Origin of the sequence: Rhizobium sp. BK456 (assembly GCF_014194045.1) — a bacterium.
Lineage (GTDB): Bacteria > Pseudomonadota > Alphaproteobacteria > Rhizobiales > Rhizobiaceae > Rhizobium > Rhizobium redzepovicii.
In genome coordinates, this window is sequence record NZ_JACIAO010000019.1 from 1 (window position 1) to 15338 (window position 15338).

Here is a 15338-nt window from a genome sequence, read left to right on the forward strand (position 1 = left end):
GATCGCCGAAGACGATTTCGGCGCGCTTGGCGATACCTCGACGCTCGCCGATCCGGCCGTCGTCGACGATCTGATCGCCAACCGGCAAAACAAGGAACGTTGAAGGGGTCATTTTACAATATCACCTCCTTACGACGTAGGTTCCATAAATACCCATTACGTCACTAACACTGAAATAGCGGGCGGTTCTGGCACGGCGAGAGCTTTCGGGGCCATCGTCCGGCTGTTGTGAGGGGGCCCAATGGGCCGGTCCCAAACCACGGGGGCGGGCGCCTGCCCCGATTGTCTTCTGTCACATCCCGAGTTTCTCCCGTTCCTCAATCCGCCAGGCGCGGGGCGTCTGGCCGGTCTGCTTGACAAAGAAGCGGGAGAAATAAGCGGGGTCGGCAAAGCCCAGGCGATAGCTGATTTCCTGCACCGTCGCGAAGGTGAAGACCAGTTCGCGCTTGGCTTCGTCCAGCAGCCTGCGCGTGATCAGCTCATGTGCTCCACGTCCAGTTTTGCTGCGAACGATGCGACTGAGATGGGCCGGCGAGATGCCGAGGCTTTCGGCATAGAAAGCGGCCGGCCTATGCGAACGGCAGTGGCGCTGGATGAGGCCCTGCAGCATCTCCATCCGGCGCTCGCTCTCGTCGCCCGGGATCGATCCTTCCTCGGCCTGTTGGGCTATGCGCGCCGTCAGCAGCAAGGACGAGGTCAGATAAGCGTCGAGCAGATCGTTGCGACCGTTGCGACGGCTGGTAAATTCTTCGCCCAGGCGTTTTAGCGTATTGGCGACATATGCCGCGTCTTCGTTCTGAGTGTCGAGCAAAGTCAGATGGGGCTCGGCAAGCCATGTTCCGAGCCTGCTGCGGTCACCCGGGGATGCTTTCAGATGCGAGATCAGCACCGTGATGATGAAGCCGTCTATATCGCGCGTAAACCGAAAGCCATGATCGAGGTTTGGCGGCACGGTAATCACGGCGGGCGGGATGATGGCGTGGAGAACTCCATCAAAGATGGCGTCGCCGGAACCGGCATCTATGTACAAGATCTGGAAAAAGCTTTCGTGCCGGTGCGGACGAATCTCCCAATGATGAAGTCTGCTGCGAAAGGGAATTGTCTCGCAGTGCAGCCAGAAATCAGGGTTTTGGCCGGTATTTTCGCCATAGAGTTCATAGGTTGGCACATTCTTCGTCATGGCACTTCTCCCTCGCCGCGTTCGATTAGTGCAATTTCATGACCGAAATGTCCATTGCGAACTGGCCATGCGGCGATCAGACTTGAGACAAGAATACGCGTGGGAGGAGACGATGCGCACTCAAGTCGCCATTATCGGTTCGGGGCCGTCCGGGCTGCTGCTCGGCCAGTTGCTGACGGAGGCCGGCATTGATAACGTCATTCTCGATCGGGTCGGCAAGGATTACATTCTTGGCCGCGTGCGCGCCGGCGTTCTTGAGGAAGGCACCGTCCGATTGCTGGACGAAGCGAAGGCGAGCGCCCGCCTGCATTCCGAGGGCCTGCCGCATGATGGCTTCTCGCTGGCCTTCGACGGGCGCGATCATCGCATCGACCTTCATAGTCTCACTGGCGGCAAACGGGTCGTCATCTACGGCCAGACGGAGATGACCCGCGACTTGATGGCCCGCCGCGAGGAAAGCAGTGCTCTTACCATCTACAGCGCTGCGACTGTCCAGCCGCACGGTTTCGATGGCGATGCGCCCTATCTGACCTACGATAAGGATGGCATTTCCCATCGCATCGATTGCGATTTCATCGCTGGCTGCGACGGCTTTCACGGCGTCAGCCGCAAATCGGTTCCGGAAAGGGCGGTTCAGAGCTTCGAGAAGATCTATCCCTTCGGCTGGCTCGGCGTGCTGGCCGAAGTTGCACCCGTCAATCAAGAACTGATCTATGCCAATCATCCGCGTGGGTTTGCATTATGCTCCATGCGGTCAATGACGCGCAGCCGCTATTACATCCAGTGTCCCCTGGACGAAAGGGTCGAGGACTGGAGCGACGATCGCTTCTGGGCCGAGCTGCGCCGCCGTCTCCCCGGGCACCACGCCGAGGCTCTGATCACCGCACCGTCCTTCGAGAAATCGATCGCGCCGCTGCGCTCCTTTGTCGCCGAACCCATGCGTTTCGGCCGCCTTTTCCTCGTCGGCGATGCCGCCCACATCGTGCCACCGACCGGCGCCAAAGGGCTCAATCTGGCGGCGAGCGACGTGCATTACCTGTTTTCTGGTCTTGTCGAGCATTATCAAGACCTGTCGAATGCCGGGCTAGACGCCTACTCGGTCCGCGCGCTTGCGCGGGTCTGGAAAGCGGTGCGTTTCTCCTGGTGGATGACAACAATGATGCATCGCTTTCCCGATACACATGAGTTTGAGCAGAAGATTCAGGAAGCCGAACTCGATTATCTCACCCATTCGCGCGCCGCTTCGACCGCCCTTGCCGAGAACTATGTCGGTCTACCGTTCTGAATGAGCTTCAAAGCTTCCTGGCGACCTCGCTTGTTCCTTGCCGGATAGTCTGCAACAGGATCGACAGGGGCAGGGTGAGGACAGCATGGTGCGCACGGTCAATCCACCGGTCCCTATGTCTCGCTGGTATCGACTGGCAGGAGCGCCAGCAGCCCGTGATCGACATCGCCGGCAACGCCGGCCGAGATGACCCAGACGGCGTCGTTCGCGCGAACGAAGGCGCGGCCAATACGACAGTTTCCTTTTGAACCTTGCCTAACGAGTTTCGATCACTCCCAATCCCTTGAGCAGTTTGTCCAATCATTAATTGGATTTTGACATTGATCAAGTCTCGGCGCCGTGGTTACTTTGTCGGACCGAGGAAATGATAGAGGAGCCAGATTTTCGGACAATCTGGCCCCGCCCGCGAGCCGCAATCGAGTGATAGTCGCGGAAGAAGGCATCACTCGCCCAACAGCAGAAGAAGCACTAGTCGCAACCATACAAGGGAACAATGGTGGAGGCATTTATGGTAAAGGTCATCAATCACAGGGAAATGAGCCGGAGAACGGCGTTAAAAGCCGCCGCGGCGTTGCTTGCTGCTTACAGTATCAGCTCTCCTCAAACGCGTGCTGCCGCTGGCAAAAGCCTGAATATCCTCAACATGAACCTGCTGTTCAGTGATGTGCTAGCAAACCAAATTGCGAAATCGTACGATGGCGCCGAGTTGAGCGCTGATCCGGTTCCGCAAAACGAGCAATACGAAAAACTTCTTGTTGAGATGTCGCAGGGCTCATCAACGTATGACCTTCTGGCCCTCGACTCGTTGTTCATACATCAAATCTTGGGGAACCAATGGGTCAAGTCTGTCGAAGAGATTAAGGCTGATGACCCTTCTCTTCCTCCTTTGAAGTACGAAAACGTCATCCCGGAATCTCTGAAATTTGTGTCGTCTGATGGAAAGCGGTTCGGAATACCGCTGACAATGTCTACACCCATCTTTGCCTACAGAAAGGATCTATTCGAGGCCAAAGGCCTATCCGTGCCCACAAACTGGGACGACTATCTGAAGTGCGCTCAGGCGCTCCATACAGATCAGGTTGCTGGAAACATCTTGCTTCTCGGTGGCCAGGACGCCCACATGTCGGGAGACTGGGCGACCCGTCTCATGAGTATGACGAAATTGGGCCCCGAGGATGATGGGGTGCTCGACAGCGCCAACCAGCCAATCTTCAATTCCGAAGGTCAAGGCGTCAAGGCCATCCAGCGGATCAAGGAAGTGCTGCCGTTCGCTCCAAAGGGTGCCGAGGGTCTCGATTACCCGGATGGTGTATCGCTTTTCTCGCAGGGAAAAGCTGCGATGTTCATCAGTTGGTCTGACGTATTTGCCGGTTTGGAGAGCGGCCCGCTCAAGGGTAAAATCGGTTACGCGGCGGTGCCAAGTGAAAAATATCAGCAGCAAATGACCGGCGGTATCAATCTTGGGATCAGCACCTTTTCACAGAACCCGGACGAGGCGTACAAGTTCCTCGACTGGATGCTCTCTGGCAAGGGCTATGAAGCTTTCCTCGAAGCCGGTGAGACGAACCTGGTTTTCAAATCCCAGCTGGAAGACCCGGCGGTTCGGGCTCGGGTCCCGTCGCTTGCTGTGTATGATGACTTCAAAAAGCGCGGCACGACCACCATCGCACTTCCCCCTTATAGGGTCCCGAACTCGGTGGAAGTACAGCGCGTCCTCTATGAGGAGATATTGGCCGCCGTCCTGAGCAGAAAGACGCCCGAAGAAGCGATGAAGGACGCCGAGACACGCGTCAAGGCCGTTATCCGCTAGTGACCTTCCGAACGAAGGGGAGGGTGGCCTACCCGTCACCCTCTCAAAATAATGGGGAATAAGCATGAGCATCACGCGTTCAATTCCAACAATGGGAGTAGCTAGCGCCGACAAAGCGCGAAGGGCGGGCGAACGCCGCACCGGTCACCTGCTTCTGGCTCCAGCGTTTGTTTTGATGAACGTCGTCGGGTTTTTCCCGATGGTCTACTCTCTCTATATTTCATTAACGGACTACAATCCGACACACGGGGGCGCTTCTCGCTTTGTGGGGTTGAAGAATTACGCTAGCGCGCTGTTCGATCTCCAATTTTGGCACGCGATCGGCCTGACATGTGTCTTTGTCACGCTGAGCGTAGTCTCGTCCCTTGTGCTGGCCGTGCTGATGTCGCTGCTCTTCAACTTGCGATATCCTGGCTTCATTGTGATGCGGACCATCATATTAGTGCCTATGCTGATCACACCAATTGCGGTTGGGATCGTTTGGCGTGTGATGATGATGCCGGACCTCGGAGTACTGAATTACTTGCTGACGGCGATCGGCCTGCAACCGCAGCTCTGGACTTCCTCGGCTAGTACCGCGCTGATCTCAATTGTGCTAGTTGATATCTGGCAGTGGACGCCGTTCATGTTCCTCATCGTCTTCGCCGGAATCTCGTCCTTGCCGAGGAGCCCCTTCGAGGCAGCCGCCATCGACGGAGCAGGTCCAATCAGGGTCTTCTTTTCCATCACGTTGCCTCTTCTGCGGCCGGTGATCGTCATTGCGACGCTCCTGCGCATTGTAGATGCTTTTAGAACCTACGACACGACGTTCATTATGACGCGCGGCGGACCGGATTTTGCAACAGATCTTGTAAGCATTTACTTGCAGAGAGTGAATTTTCGCTTTTTTGATCTCGGTTACGGATCCGCGCTGTCATGGATCACTCTCCTGATCATCACAACGATCATAGTAATCTTCACGAAACTATCGGGCTTCACACGGCTCGTTTCCGAAAAAGAAGACCGATAGGAGCTGACAATGTCCACCCCGCAACTCACCGTGCACAGCTATTTTAAGGTCTTCTTTGCTTATCTCGTCGCGCTCCTGGCTACGGCTTTTTTCGCCTTTCCGATTTTCTGGATGGTTACCGCTTCTCTGAAGACGGACGAGGTTATTACAGCGTACCCACCCGTGTGGATTTTCGTCCCAAGCCTCGAAAATTTTGTGAACCTAGTCGAAGATCTTGGAATCGTGAAAATGTTCGTCAACAGTGCCGTCATCGTGGGATTGGCCACCTGTCTGACGATGATTTGTGGGACTCTCGCTGCTTATGCGCTTGCTCGATTCGACATCAAAAACAAGCAACTAATTGCATTTGAAGTACTATCAATCCGCATGCTGCCGCCTATTGTCAGCGTCGTTCCATTGTTTATCATGTCTCGATGGCTCGGCCTCTTTGACACCTACTGGATGCTTACAGTTGCATATGCACTGTCCGGCCTCCCTTTCGTCGTCTGGGTAATGCGCGTCTTCATACAAGATATCCCACAGTCAATTGAAGAGGCTGCGCTTATCGATGGCTGCTCAAGGCTTGAAGCGTTCTGGCGGGTAACTCTGCCGCTCCTTATGCCAGGGCTCGCTGCGACGATGGTCATTGTCTTCATGTTTGCCTGGAACGAGTTTCTCTTGGCATCAATGCTGACCTCAAACCAGGCAAAGACGTTGCCCGTGATTGCAGCAAACACCCTGAATGCAAAGTCAATCGCGTGGGGTATGGCTTCCGCGGCCGGTGTCGTCATGTCACTGCCTGTCGTTGTTCTCGTACTTCTAATGCAGCGCTATCTGGTTCGCGGCCTGACGTTGGGCGCAGTAAAAGGTTAAAGGAGGCCATAGTGGGCATTCAGATCAGAAATGTACAAAAGCGGTTCGGCGCGGTCACTGTAGTCAATGGAGTCTCCGTAGATATTGCCGACGGCGAGTTCTTTGTGATGCTGGGCGAGTCTGGTTGCGGAAAAACGACCACGCTTCGCATGGTCGCCGGCCTAGAATTACCGACATTAGGGTCGATCCACATCAATGGGAAAGACGTCACCTTTGCAGAGCCGCGACATCGCGACATCGCTATGGCGTTCCAGGACTATGGGCTCTATCCCAACATGACGGTCTTCGAAAACATCGCATTCCCTTTGAAGATTAGGAAGGTTTCGCCAGTCGATCGTCGCAAGAAAGTTGAAGAGACGGCTGGCAGGCTTGGTATCGGTGATTACCTCGGCCGCAAGCCGTTTCAACTATCGGGTGGCCAGCGACAGCGAGTGTCGCTGGCTAGAGCTTTGGTGCGCAATCCAAAAGTGTTTCTCATGGATGAACCGCTCTCAAACCTGGATGCGAAGCTTCGAGCGGTCATGAGAACAGAGATCAAGAAGCTTGTCACGGAACTTGGGATCACGACGATCTACGTTACGCACGACCAGATTGAGGCCATGTCAATGGCTGACCGGATCGCGGTGATGCGCCGAGGCGACATGGTGCAAGTTGGATCGCCGTTGGAGATCTATGACCGACCCCAGACGAGATTTGTGGCTGACTTTATGGGATCTCCACCCATGAATCTCTTCTCCGCATCGATGAAGTCGCCCGCACGTCCGACGTGTCAGATACCGGAGTTCATTGAGGGGATACCAGATAACGAGCGGAAGCTGATCGCCGACAGACTTGATTCAACAAACGCGTTCTGCGCGGGGATTCGGCCTGAACATTTGAAGCTTGTCCAACCTGGAACAGAAGGTTCCGCCCAGGCCATCGTCGATTTCGTCGAACCACTCGGTCAGACAACCAACGTCTATTTGACGGCGGGAGATACACGGTTCATCGCGGTCACAGATCGATGCGCGCACCACCCCGGTGATGTGGTTGGTGTCTACGCTCCGCCCGAATTCGTTCGAGTTGTGGCCAATTAGAGCACATCTGAGCCGCCGTTTTGGGGGCAAAAGCATTCCAATGCGGCGACGGAATACGAACCGCGACATCCCGGATAACAGCGACGGAGGCCCGCTTTGTCACAAACTGAATCTGTCTTTTCGCCCCGAACCTACGGGCACTTTATCAATGGAGAATCAGCTGATCCTTCAGGGACCCTGATTGAGCGCTGCTCTCCGGCAACTGGTGCACTGATCGCACGATTCTCCGCCGGCACTTCAAAAGACGTTGATGACGCCGTTGCTGCCGCCAAAAAGGCGTTCAGTCGATCGGATTGGGCGGATCTATCAGGTAGCGCCCGCGCGAAACTACTCCACAATTTTGCGGACCTGATAGAAGCTGAAGCCGCAAATCTCGTCAGGATCGAGGCCGAAGAAGCATCGAAAGCGATGAGGATGTCTGCGCACGAGTTGGATATGGTGGTAGGGATGACTCGCTTTGCCGCCTCACTCATCCTTACGGAAAAAGGCGAAGCGCACACCCGGCTTGGGCCAAATGCGCTAGGGCTCGTAACGAAGGAACCTCTCGGGGTCGTCGGGCTGATCGTTCCTTGGAACTTTCCCCTCGTCTGTCTCTTTCAAAAACTTCCTTATGCACTCGCGGCCGGTTGCACAGTCGTCATCAAGCCTGCTGAACTAACTTCGAGTACCGCTCTTGAGATCGCTAAACTGGCCACAAAAGCGGGCATTCCAGCGGGCGTGATCAATGTTGTGACTGGTAAGGGGTCAATTGTCGGCGAAGCGCTCACCAGCCACTCCGACGTCTCGATGATCTCGTTCACGGGATCCACGGCGGTCGGTAAGCGGATTGGAAGCAAGTGCGGAGAAGGCGTAAAGCGCGTCGCGCTAGAGCTGGGGGGTAAGGGCGCAAACATCGTATTTGCGGACGCCGACCTTGAGGCGGCGCTCGATGGAATTCTCTTCGGCTTTGTTTTCAATCAGGGTGAAGTCTGCGCCGCCGGCGCCCGTCTGATCGTCGAGGAATCTATCGCGGAGCAGTTTGTGAGCAAACTTGTCGAGCGGGCCAAGCGAATAAACGTGGGGCACCCTGCCGACGAAAGGGCGGATATGAGTTCGCTCATTCATGAGGACCACATGAACAAGGTGCTCGAATTTGTCGCCGACGCAGAGAAAGAGGGGGCCTCGGTTCTTTGTGGCGGGAAGCGCTTGAAAGGCCAGGAGTACGACGACGGCTATTTCGTTGGTCCGACGATTCTAGATGGCGTCACTTCAGATATGAGGATTTTCAGGGAAGAGGTTTTCGGGCCGGTTCTATGCGTGACCAAATTTACGACCCAAGAGGAAGCGGTTGAGCTCGCCAATTTAACCGAGTACGGGCTTGCGAACGGCATCTGGAGTAAAGACATCGACAAGGTTCTCTCCGTATCACGACAGCTGAAATCGGGCACCGTTTTCGCAAACACCTACCTCGAGGGTGCGGTTCAGCTGCCGCAGGGCGGCGTCAAGCAAAGCGGATTTGGACGCGAGAATGGTCTCGACGCTCTGAACGAATACATGGAGACAAAGCAGACCTTCATAAGAATGGGAACTCGTCACCCGATCCTTGCACATACCGTCGCTTAAAGCCGTTGGAGATCAAGCCTTGCCGATCGATAGAAAACGCATTGCCGTCATTGGTTTTGGAGCGATGGTGCGTAGCCTTCGAGCTTCCCTACACCGTTCCGGCAATCAGTTCGAGATAGCAGCGACGCTGGTGCCCCCCGAATATGCGCCGCCCTTAAGCGAACTCGAGGGCGTAAGGCTGTTTAACAAAGTGTCGGATTTGATCGATTGGCGCCCTTCTCTCGTCGTCGAGTGCGCAAGTCACAGTGCGGTGCATGAATTTGTACAGCCCCTGCTGCGCAACGGAATCGACACAATCATTGTCTCCGTGGGGAGCTTAGGGAACAGGACGATCTTTGATGAACTCAAGGCGGCGGCGGCAGAAGGCCGAAGCCGTTTGACGGCTGTTTCTGGCGCCATCGGGGGGCTGGATGTCTTGAGATCGGCGCGCAATGGCGGGCTTACCAAGGTCGCCTATACTGGAACTAAGCCTCCTGGCGCATGGGAGGGCACTCCAGCTGCTCAGGCATTTGATTTGGCTTCCCTAACCCAGTCGGTGGTTATTTTTGAAGGCAATGCGGAGCAAGCTGCACGGCTCTATCCAAAAAACGCGAACGTGACCGCCGCAGTCGCCCTTGCGGGTATCGGCTTCGAGACGACGAGCGTCGTGCTTGTTGCAGATCCAAATGCGACGGCGAACCGTCACAGGGTCGAGGCAGCCGGGGCTTTTGGCAGCTTCACGATTGACCTTCAAAATCGGCCTCTGCCAGATAATCCAAAGACCTCGTGGCTAGCAGCACTGAGCATCGAGGAGGCCATCGACCGGCACTTTAGGTTCATCGACGTATAACAAGACAGTTAGTCGCCGGGGTTGCGCCAGCGAAGTGAGTATAACATTGAGGAAAATGAGTTGAAAATTCTCGTCCCCGTCAAGCGGGTTGTCGACTACAACGTGAAGATCCGGGTGAAGGCGGATGGCACGGGTGTCGAGCTTGCCAATGTGAAGATGTCGATGAACCCGTTCGACGAGATTTCGGTGGAAGAGGCGCTGAGATTGAAGGAAGCCGGCAAGGCCGAGGAGGTGGTGGTCGTGTCGATCGGTCCGGCCAAGGCCGAGGAGACGCTGAGGACGGCGCTGGCCATGGGCGCCGACCGGGCGATCCTGGTCGAGACCGACGACGCCGTCGAGCCCCTGGCCGTCGCCAAGATCCTGAAAGCGGTGGCCGATGCCGAACAGCCGGGGCTGATCATATCAGGCAAGCAGGCGATCGACGACGATTCGAACCAGACCGGCCAGATGCTGGCGGCATTGCTGGGCTCGGCCCAGGCGACCTTCGCCTCGAAGATCGAGATTGGCGACGGCAAAGGGACCGTGACCCGCGAGGTCGATGGCGGCCTGCAGACGATCGAGATCAAGCTGCCGGCGGTCATCACCACCGACCTCAGACTGAACGAGCCGCGTTATGCCTCGCTGCCGAACATCATGAAGGCGAAGAAGAAGGCGCTCGACAAGAAGACGCCTGCCGATTTCGGCGTCGACACGACGCCGCGGCTGAAGGTGCTGAAGACCGAGGAGCCGAGTGGCCGCAAGGCCGGCGTCAAGGTCAAGTCAGTCGCCGAACTGGTCGACAAGCTGAAGAACGAAGCCGGCGTGCTGTAATCGGGTTGGAACAGGAGCAACTATCATGACCATTCTTCTTCTGGCCGACCATGACGGCAATCATCTTTCTGACCAGACCGCCAAGGCGCTGACGGCAGCAAGCCAGATCGGCTCCGATGTGCATGTGCTGGTTGCCGGCAAGGGCGCCAGGGCTGCGGCCGATCAGGCGGCAAAACTCTCCGGCGTCTCCAAGGTGCTGCTCGCCGAAAGCGACGCGCTTGCCAACAATCTCGCCGAACCGCTGGCCGAGCTGATCGTCTCGCTTGCCGGCTCCTATGACACGATCGTCTCGGCCGCCACCTCGGTCGGCAAGAACGTGCTGCCGCGGGTGGCGGCACTGCTCGACGTTGCCCAGATCTCGGAGATCATCGAGGTCGTCTCCGCCGATACCTTCAAGCGGCCGATCTATGCCGGCAACGCCATCCAGACGGTGCAGGCCAGCGATGCCAGGAAGGTGATCACCGTGCGCACCGCCTCCTTCGCCTCTGCGCCGGCAAACGGTTCGGCCGCCGTCGTGGCGATCCCGGCGATCTCGGATCCGGGCCTGTCGCGGTTCGTCTCCGATGCGCTGTCGGCCTCCGACCGTCCGGAACTGACCTCGGCGAAGGTCATCATCTCGGGCGGCCGCGCCCTCGGCTCTGCCGAGAAGTTCAGGGAAGTCATCCTGCCGGTTGCCGACAAGCTCGGTGCTGCCGTCGGCGCAAGCCGCGCCGCCGTCGATGCCGGTTACGCCCCGAACGACTGGCAGGTCGGCCAGACCGGCAAGGTGGTGGCGCCCGATCTCTATATCGCCTGCGGCATCTCCGGGGCCATCCAGCACCTCGCCGGCATGAAGGACAGCAAGGTAATCGTCGCCATCAACAAGGACGAGGAGGCGCCGATCTTCCAGGTGGCCGACTACGGCCTCGTCGCCGATCTCTTCGAGGTGCTGCCAGAACTGCAGAAGGCGGTAGGCTACCCTTCCTGAAAGCAAATCGACCATGGTTCGCCCAACCCGAATGAACGGAATATCACTATGAACGACAGAACGGGACAGGAAGACATCTACGACGCCTTGATAATCGGGTCCGGGCCATCCGGAGCTGTAACTGCTCACACACTCGCGCTAAACGGGTTGAGAGTCCTCTGCCTTGAGCAAGGCGACTATTCGCTTCCGTCAGACTACGCCGCCAATTTTGATATGTGGGAACTCGTGGCGCGGGGGCATTGGCAACCAGAACCAAATCGCCGCAAAAATCTAGCGGATTATCCCTTGGAACTGTCTGACACAGACTTGGCACCGTCTATGTACAGCGCAGTCGGGGGATCGACGATTCATTTCAGTGCGTTATGGTCGCGCTTGGCGCCTTCTGATTTTAAAGTTCGTACTTTGGATGGGGTGGCGGACGACTGGCCAATCAACTACGGGCAACTTTCGCCATTCTACGACGAAATCGACGACTACATCGGCGTCTCGGGTCTCGAAGGCGATCCGGCATACCCTGACGGTTACGCCCCAAAGATGCCCCCCATGCCCCTAGGTAAACATGGGATGAAAGCTGCGCGATCCATGAATTCACTTGGATGGCATTGGTGGCCTCATTCAAACGCGATACCGAGCCAGAAGATTGGCGCACTTGCTGCATGTGCACGTTGGGCCACCTGTACGCAGGGCTGTCCCGAAGGTGCCAAAGCTTCGTTCGATTTGGCCTACTGGCCAGCCGCCATCAAGGCGGGTGCGAAACTCATCACAGGGGCACGGGTATCACGTATTTTGGTCGATGAAAACGGTGCTGCCACCGGTGTTGCCTGGATCAAAGAAGGCACAGAGCATCAAACGCGGGCGCGAAAGGTGGTGGTATGCGCAAACGGCATCGGGACCCCGCGACTTCTTCTACTCTCCGCCTCGGAAAAGCATCCCTACGGCCTCGCAAATTCATCAGGTCTGGTTGGCAAAAACCTAATGCTCCATCCGAACTGTGCTGTGTTCGGCTATTATGATGAAGAACTTGAATCATGGCGGGGGCCGGCGGGTTCCGCTGTTAGCTCCATGGAGTTCTTCGAAACGGTTCGGAGCCGAGGATTTGTTCGAGGAGCAAAGCTTCATGCTTGTCCGACACCCGGGTTGATCATGACCGGGATCGATCCGCATCGAACCCTCAACTTCGATGGTCTGTGGGGTAGGAGCTTCCACGACGTGATAAGGACAGCCCGAAATTCACTGATGTGGGCGGCAAACATTGATGATTTGCCGGAAGAGACAAATACCGTCACACTTGACGATCGTTTGACCGACGGCGACGGAATAGCTGCTCCGAAGATACGATATCGATATAGCGAGAACACATTGAAAATCCGTGAGTTCACGCTCGCCCGCATGGTTGAAATCCACAAAGCCGGCGGAGCGAAAAAAATCATCGAGATTGCCGATCTGCAGGGGGAACCGGGGCATCTGCTTGGCACCGCAAGAATGGGGACAGATCCGAAGCGTTCGGTTGTCGATGAATTTGGTCGTGCGCATGACGTGCCTAACCTCATCATTTCGGATGGAAGCATTTTCGTTACTGGTGGCTCCGCAAATCCGACCAGTACCATCACCGCGCTTGCACTTCGAAATGCAAAGGAACTCACCCGTAATCTGGAAATGGATGCATTAAGATGAGCAACAAGTTGAAAGTAGCCGGCGACAAGCGCCTTTCCGTATCGCGCCCAAGCGCGTTCCCTCCTCGGGCTTTTACCGCAGACGAGCTACAAACGTTGCGCGTGATCGCTGACACGCTGATACCTCCTCATGGGGATTTTTTGGGTGGTAGCGGTGTTTCGAAGTTCGACGAACTCATAACCAAAGCCGCGGCAATACTCGACAAGCATTTCGACCTGTTAGTAAGCCTCCTCGAAGTGTTGGGGACCACACCGAGAGAAGAGATGTGGGAGAGGCTGAAAAGGCTCGAAGCGGAAGACGGAGAGGGTTTTTATATCCTTTCTACGTTGATTGCCGGAGCATACATCTATTCTGACGAGATAAAAGCCGAGCTGAACTATCCGGCGCCGCACCGGAACCCGCCAGATCTCTTCGACGCGGCGGATGAGCTATCAAGCGGAATCCTAGATCCCGTCATGGATCGCGGTCCGATCTTCCGGGTGGTCGAATGATCATCCGTTATCGCCATATTCAGTTCCAGATAACGTTACGTTAGCGATGCGCGAGAGTATGGAGTTCGACGTCGTGATCGTCGGCGCAGGCCCTGCCGGCCTGGCTGCGGCGATCCGGCTGAAGCAGGTGAATCCCGAATTGTCGGTCGTCGTGTTGGAGAAGGGAGCCGAGGTCGGCGCCCATATTCTCTCGGGCGCCGTCGTCGACCCTGTTGGTATCGACCGGCTGCTGCCCGGCTGGCGCGATGAGGCCGATCATCCCTTCAAAACCGAGGTGACAGACGACCAGTTTCTGCTGCTCGGCCCGGCCGGCTCGATCCGCCTGCCGAATTTCGTGATGCCACCGCTGATGAACAATCACGGCAACTACATCGTCTCGCTCGGCAATGTCTGTCGCTGGCTGGCAACCAAAGCCGAGGAACTCGGCGTCGAGATCTATCCGGGCTTTGCCGCGACCGAAGTGCTCTACAATGACGAGGGTGCGGTGATCGGCGTCACCACCGGCGACATGGGCATCGAGAAGAACGGCGAGCCCGGCCCGAACTACACCCGCGGCATGGAACTGCTCGGCAAATATGTGCTGATCGGCGAAGGCGTGCGCGGTTCGCTTGCCAAGCAGTTGATCGCCAAGTTCGATCTGCAGAAAGACCGTGAGCCGCAGAAATTCGGCATCGGCATCAAAGAGCTCTGGCAGGTCAAGCCGGAGCAGCACAAACAGGGTCTGGTGCAGCACTCCTTCGGCTGGCCGCTCGGCATGAAGACCGGCGGCGGCTCCTTCCTCTATCATCTCGAGGACAATCTGGTGGCGGTCGGCTTTGTCATCCACCTAAACTACAAGAACCCCTATCTCTATCCCTTCGAGGAGTTCCAGCGCTTCAAGACGCATCCGGCGATCCGCGGCACCTTCGAGGGCGGCAAGCGGCTCTCCTATGGGGCGCGCGCCATCACCGAGGGCGGCTACCAGTCGGTGCCGAAGCTGTCCTTCCCCGGCGGAGCGCTGATCGGCTGTTCGGCCGGTCTCGTCAACGTGCCGCGCATCAAGGGCAGCCACAATGCGGTGCTATCGGGGATGCTGGCCGCCGAAAAGGTGGCGGCGGCGATTGTATTAGGCCGCAGCCATGATGAAGTGGTCGAGATCGAGATTGAATGGCGCCGCACCGACATCGGCCGCGATCTGAAGCGGGTGCGCAACGTCAAGCCGCTGTGGTCGAAGTTCGGCACCGCCGTCGGTGTGGTGCTCGGCGGTCTCGACATGTGGACCAACACGCTGTTTGGCTTCTCCTTCTTCGGCACGCTGAAGCACGGCAAGACCGATGCGCAGTCGCTGGAGCCGGCCGCGCAGCACAAGCCGATCGCCTACCCGAAGCCGGATGGCGTCCTGACCTTCGACCGTCTGTCCTCGGTGTTCCTGTCGAACACCAACCACGAGGAAGACCAGCCGGTGCATCTGCAGGTCGAGGACATGGCGCTGCAGAAGAGCTCGGAGCTCAGCATCTATGCCGGCCCGTCGACCCGTTACTGTCCGGCGGGGGTCTATGAATGGGTGGAGAAGGATGGCGAAAAGACCTTCGTCATCAACGCCCAGAACTGCGTGCACTGCAAGACCTGCGACATCAGGGATCCCAACCAGAACATCAACTGGGTGCCGCCGCAGGGCGGCGAGGGGCCGGTCTATCCGAATATGTAGCAGCTCAGTCCGCGCAGTTCCGCCTCGATTAGATCGAGTTCGCCTATCCACCAACAGTCAAGCCGG

The 15338-nt window shown here is 57.1% G+C and carries 13 protein-coding genes and 1 pseudogene; 12 read left to right on the forward strand and 2 right to left on the reverse strand.

Features of this window, described 5'->3' with window-relative positions; genetic code table 11:
* Window positions 1–292: 292 nt before the first annotated feature.
* Complete coding sequence (locus FHX03_RS32865) at window positions 293–1180, reverse strand: helix-turn-helix domain-containing protein (RefSeq protein WP_183857344.1); 888 nt, start codon at window positions 1178–1180, stop codon at window positions 293–295.
* A 112-nt stretch (window positions 1181–1292) separates the two neighbouring features.
* Between FHX03_RS32865 and pobA the strand changes: the two genes are divergently transcribed.
* Window positions 1293–2465, forward strand: a complete 1173-nt coding sequence (pobA, locus tag FHX03_RS32870; RefSeq protein WP_183857346.1) for a 4-hydroxybenzoate 3-monooxygenase — start codon at window positions 1293–1295, stop codon at window positions 2463–2465.
* Window positions 2466–2472: 7 nt separating this feature from the next.
* Here pobA and FHX03_RS34825 read toward each other — a convergent pair.
* A pseudogene (locus FHX03_RS34825) lies at window positions 2473–2692 on the reverse strand (LysR family transcriptional regulator); the annotation flags it as partial.
* 281 nt (window positions 2693–2973) lie between these two features.
* On the opposite strand from FHX03_RS34825, the gene FHX03_RS32875 reads away from it, so the two are divergent.
* The 11 genes from FHX03_RS32875 to FHX03_RS32925 all read left to right on the forward strand — a co-directional run bounded on the left by FHX03_RS32875 (window position 2974) and on the right by FHX03_RS32925 (window position 15272).
* On the forward strand, window positions 2974–4275 hold the full coding sequence (locus FHX03_RS32875) for an ABC transporter substrate-binding protein (RefSeq protein ID WP_183857348.1): 1302 nt from the start codon (window positions 2974–2976) through the stop codon (window positions 4273–4275).
* Between the two features lie 64 nt (window positions 4276–4339).
* Window positions 4340–5284: a carbohydrate ABC transporter permease gene (locus FHX03_RS32880; RefSeq protein WP_183857349.1), complete on the forward strand. Its 945-nt coding sequence runs from the start codon at window positions 4340–4342 to the stop codon at window positions 5282–5284.
* A 9-nt stretch (window positions 5285–5293) separates the two neighbouring features.
* Complete coding sequence (locus tag FHX03_RS32885; RefSeq protein WP_183857351.1) at window positions 5294–6136, forward strand: carbohydrate ABC transporter permease; 843 nt, start codon at window positions 5294–5296, stop codon at window positions 6134–6136.
* Window positions 6137–6147: 11 nt separating this feature from the next.
* A complete protein-coding gene (locus FHX03_RS32890) occupies window positions 6148–7212 on the forward strand; it encodes an ABC transporter ATP-binding protein (protein WP_312865358.1) in 1065 nt (354 codons plus the stop codon).
* A 96-nt stretch (window positions 7213–7308) separates the two neighbouring features.
* Window positions 7309–8814, forward strand: coding sequence for an aldehyde dehydrogenase family protein (locus tag FHX03_RS32895; protein ID WP_183857353.1), 1506 nt, complete (start codon window positions 7309–7311; stop codon window positions 8812–8814).
* 19 nt (window positions 8815–8833) lie between these two features.
* The gene (locus FHX03_RS32900; protein WP_210298806.1) at window positions 8834–9643 is read left to right on the forward strand and encodes an aspartate dehydrogenase; all 810 of its coding nucleotides are present in this window, start codon (window positions 8834–8836) and stop codon (window positions 9641–9643) included.
* A gap of 60 nt (window positions 9644–9703) precedes the next feature.
* Window positions 9704–10453 (forward strand): electron transfer flavoprotein subunit beta/FixA family protein, encoded by a 750-nt coding sequence (locus tag FHX03_RS32905; protein ID WP_183857355.1) that lies wholly within the window; start codon window positions 9704–9706, stop codon window positions 10451–10453.
* A 25-nt stretch (window positions 10454–10478) separates the two neighbouring features.
* Complete coding sequence (locus tag FHX03_RS32910) at window positions 10479–11420, forward strand: electron transfer flavoprotein subunit alpha/FixB family protein (RefSeq protein WP_183857357.1); 942 nt, start codon at window positions 10479–10481, stop codon at window positions 11418–11420.
* Window positions 11421–11468: 48 nt separating this feature from the next.
* Window positions 11469–13094, forward strand: a complete 1626-nt coding sequence (locus FHX03_RS32915) for a GMC family oxidoreductase (protein WP_183857359.1) — start codon at window positions 11469–11471, stop codon at window positions 13092–13094.
* Complete coding sequence (locus FHX03_RS32920) at window positions 13091–13585, forward strand: hypothetical protein (protein ID WP_183857361.1); 495 nt, start codon at window positions 13091–13093, stop codon at window positions 13583–13585. The genes FHX03_RS32915 and FHX03_RS32920 overlap by 4 nt, the downstream gene beginning before the upstream one ends.
* A 46-nt stretch (window positions 13586–13631) precedes the next feature.
* Window positions 13632–15272 carry an electron transfer flavoprotein-ubiquinone oxidoreductase gene (locus FHX03_RS32925; protein WP_183857363.1) on the forward strand — a complete coding sequence of 547 codons (1641 nt, stop codon included), beginning with the start codon at window positions 13632–13634 and terminating at the stop codon, window positions 15270–15272.
* The last annotated feature ends 66 nt before the right edge of the window (window positions 15273–15338 follow it).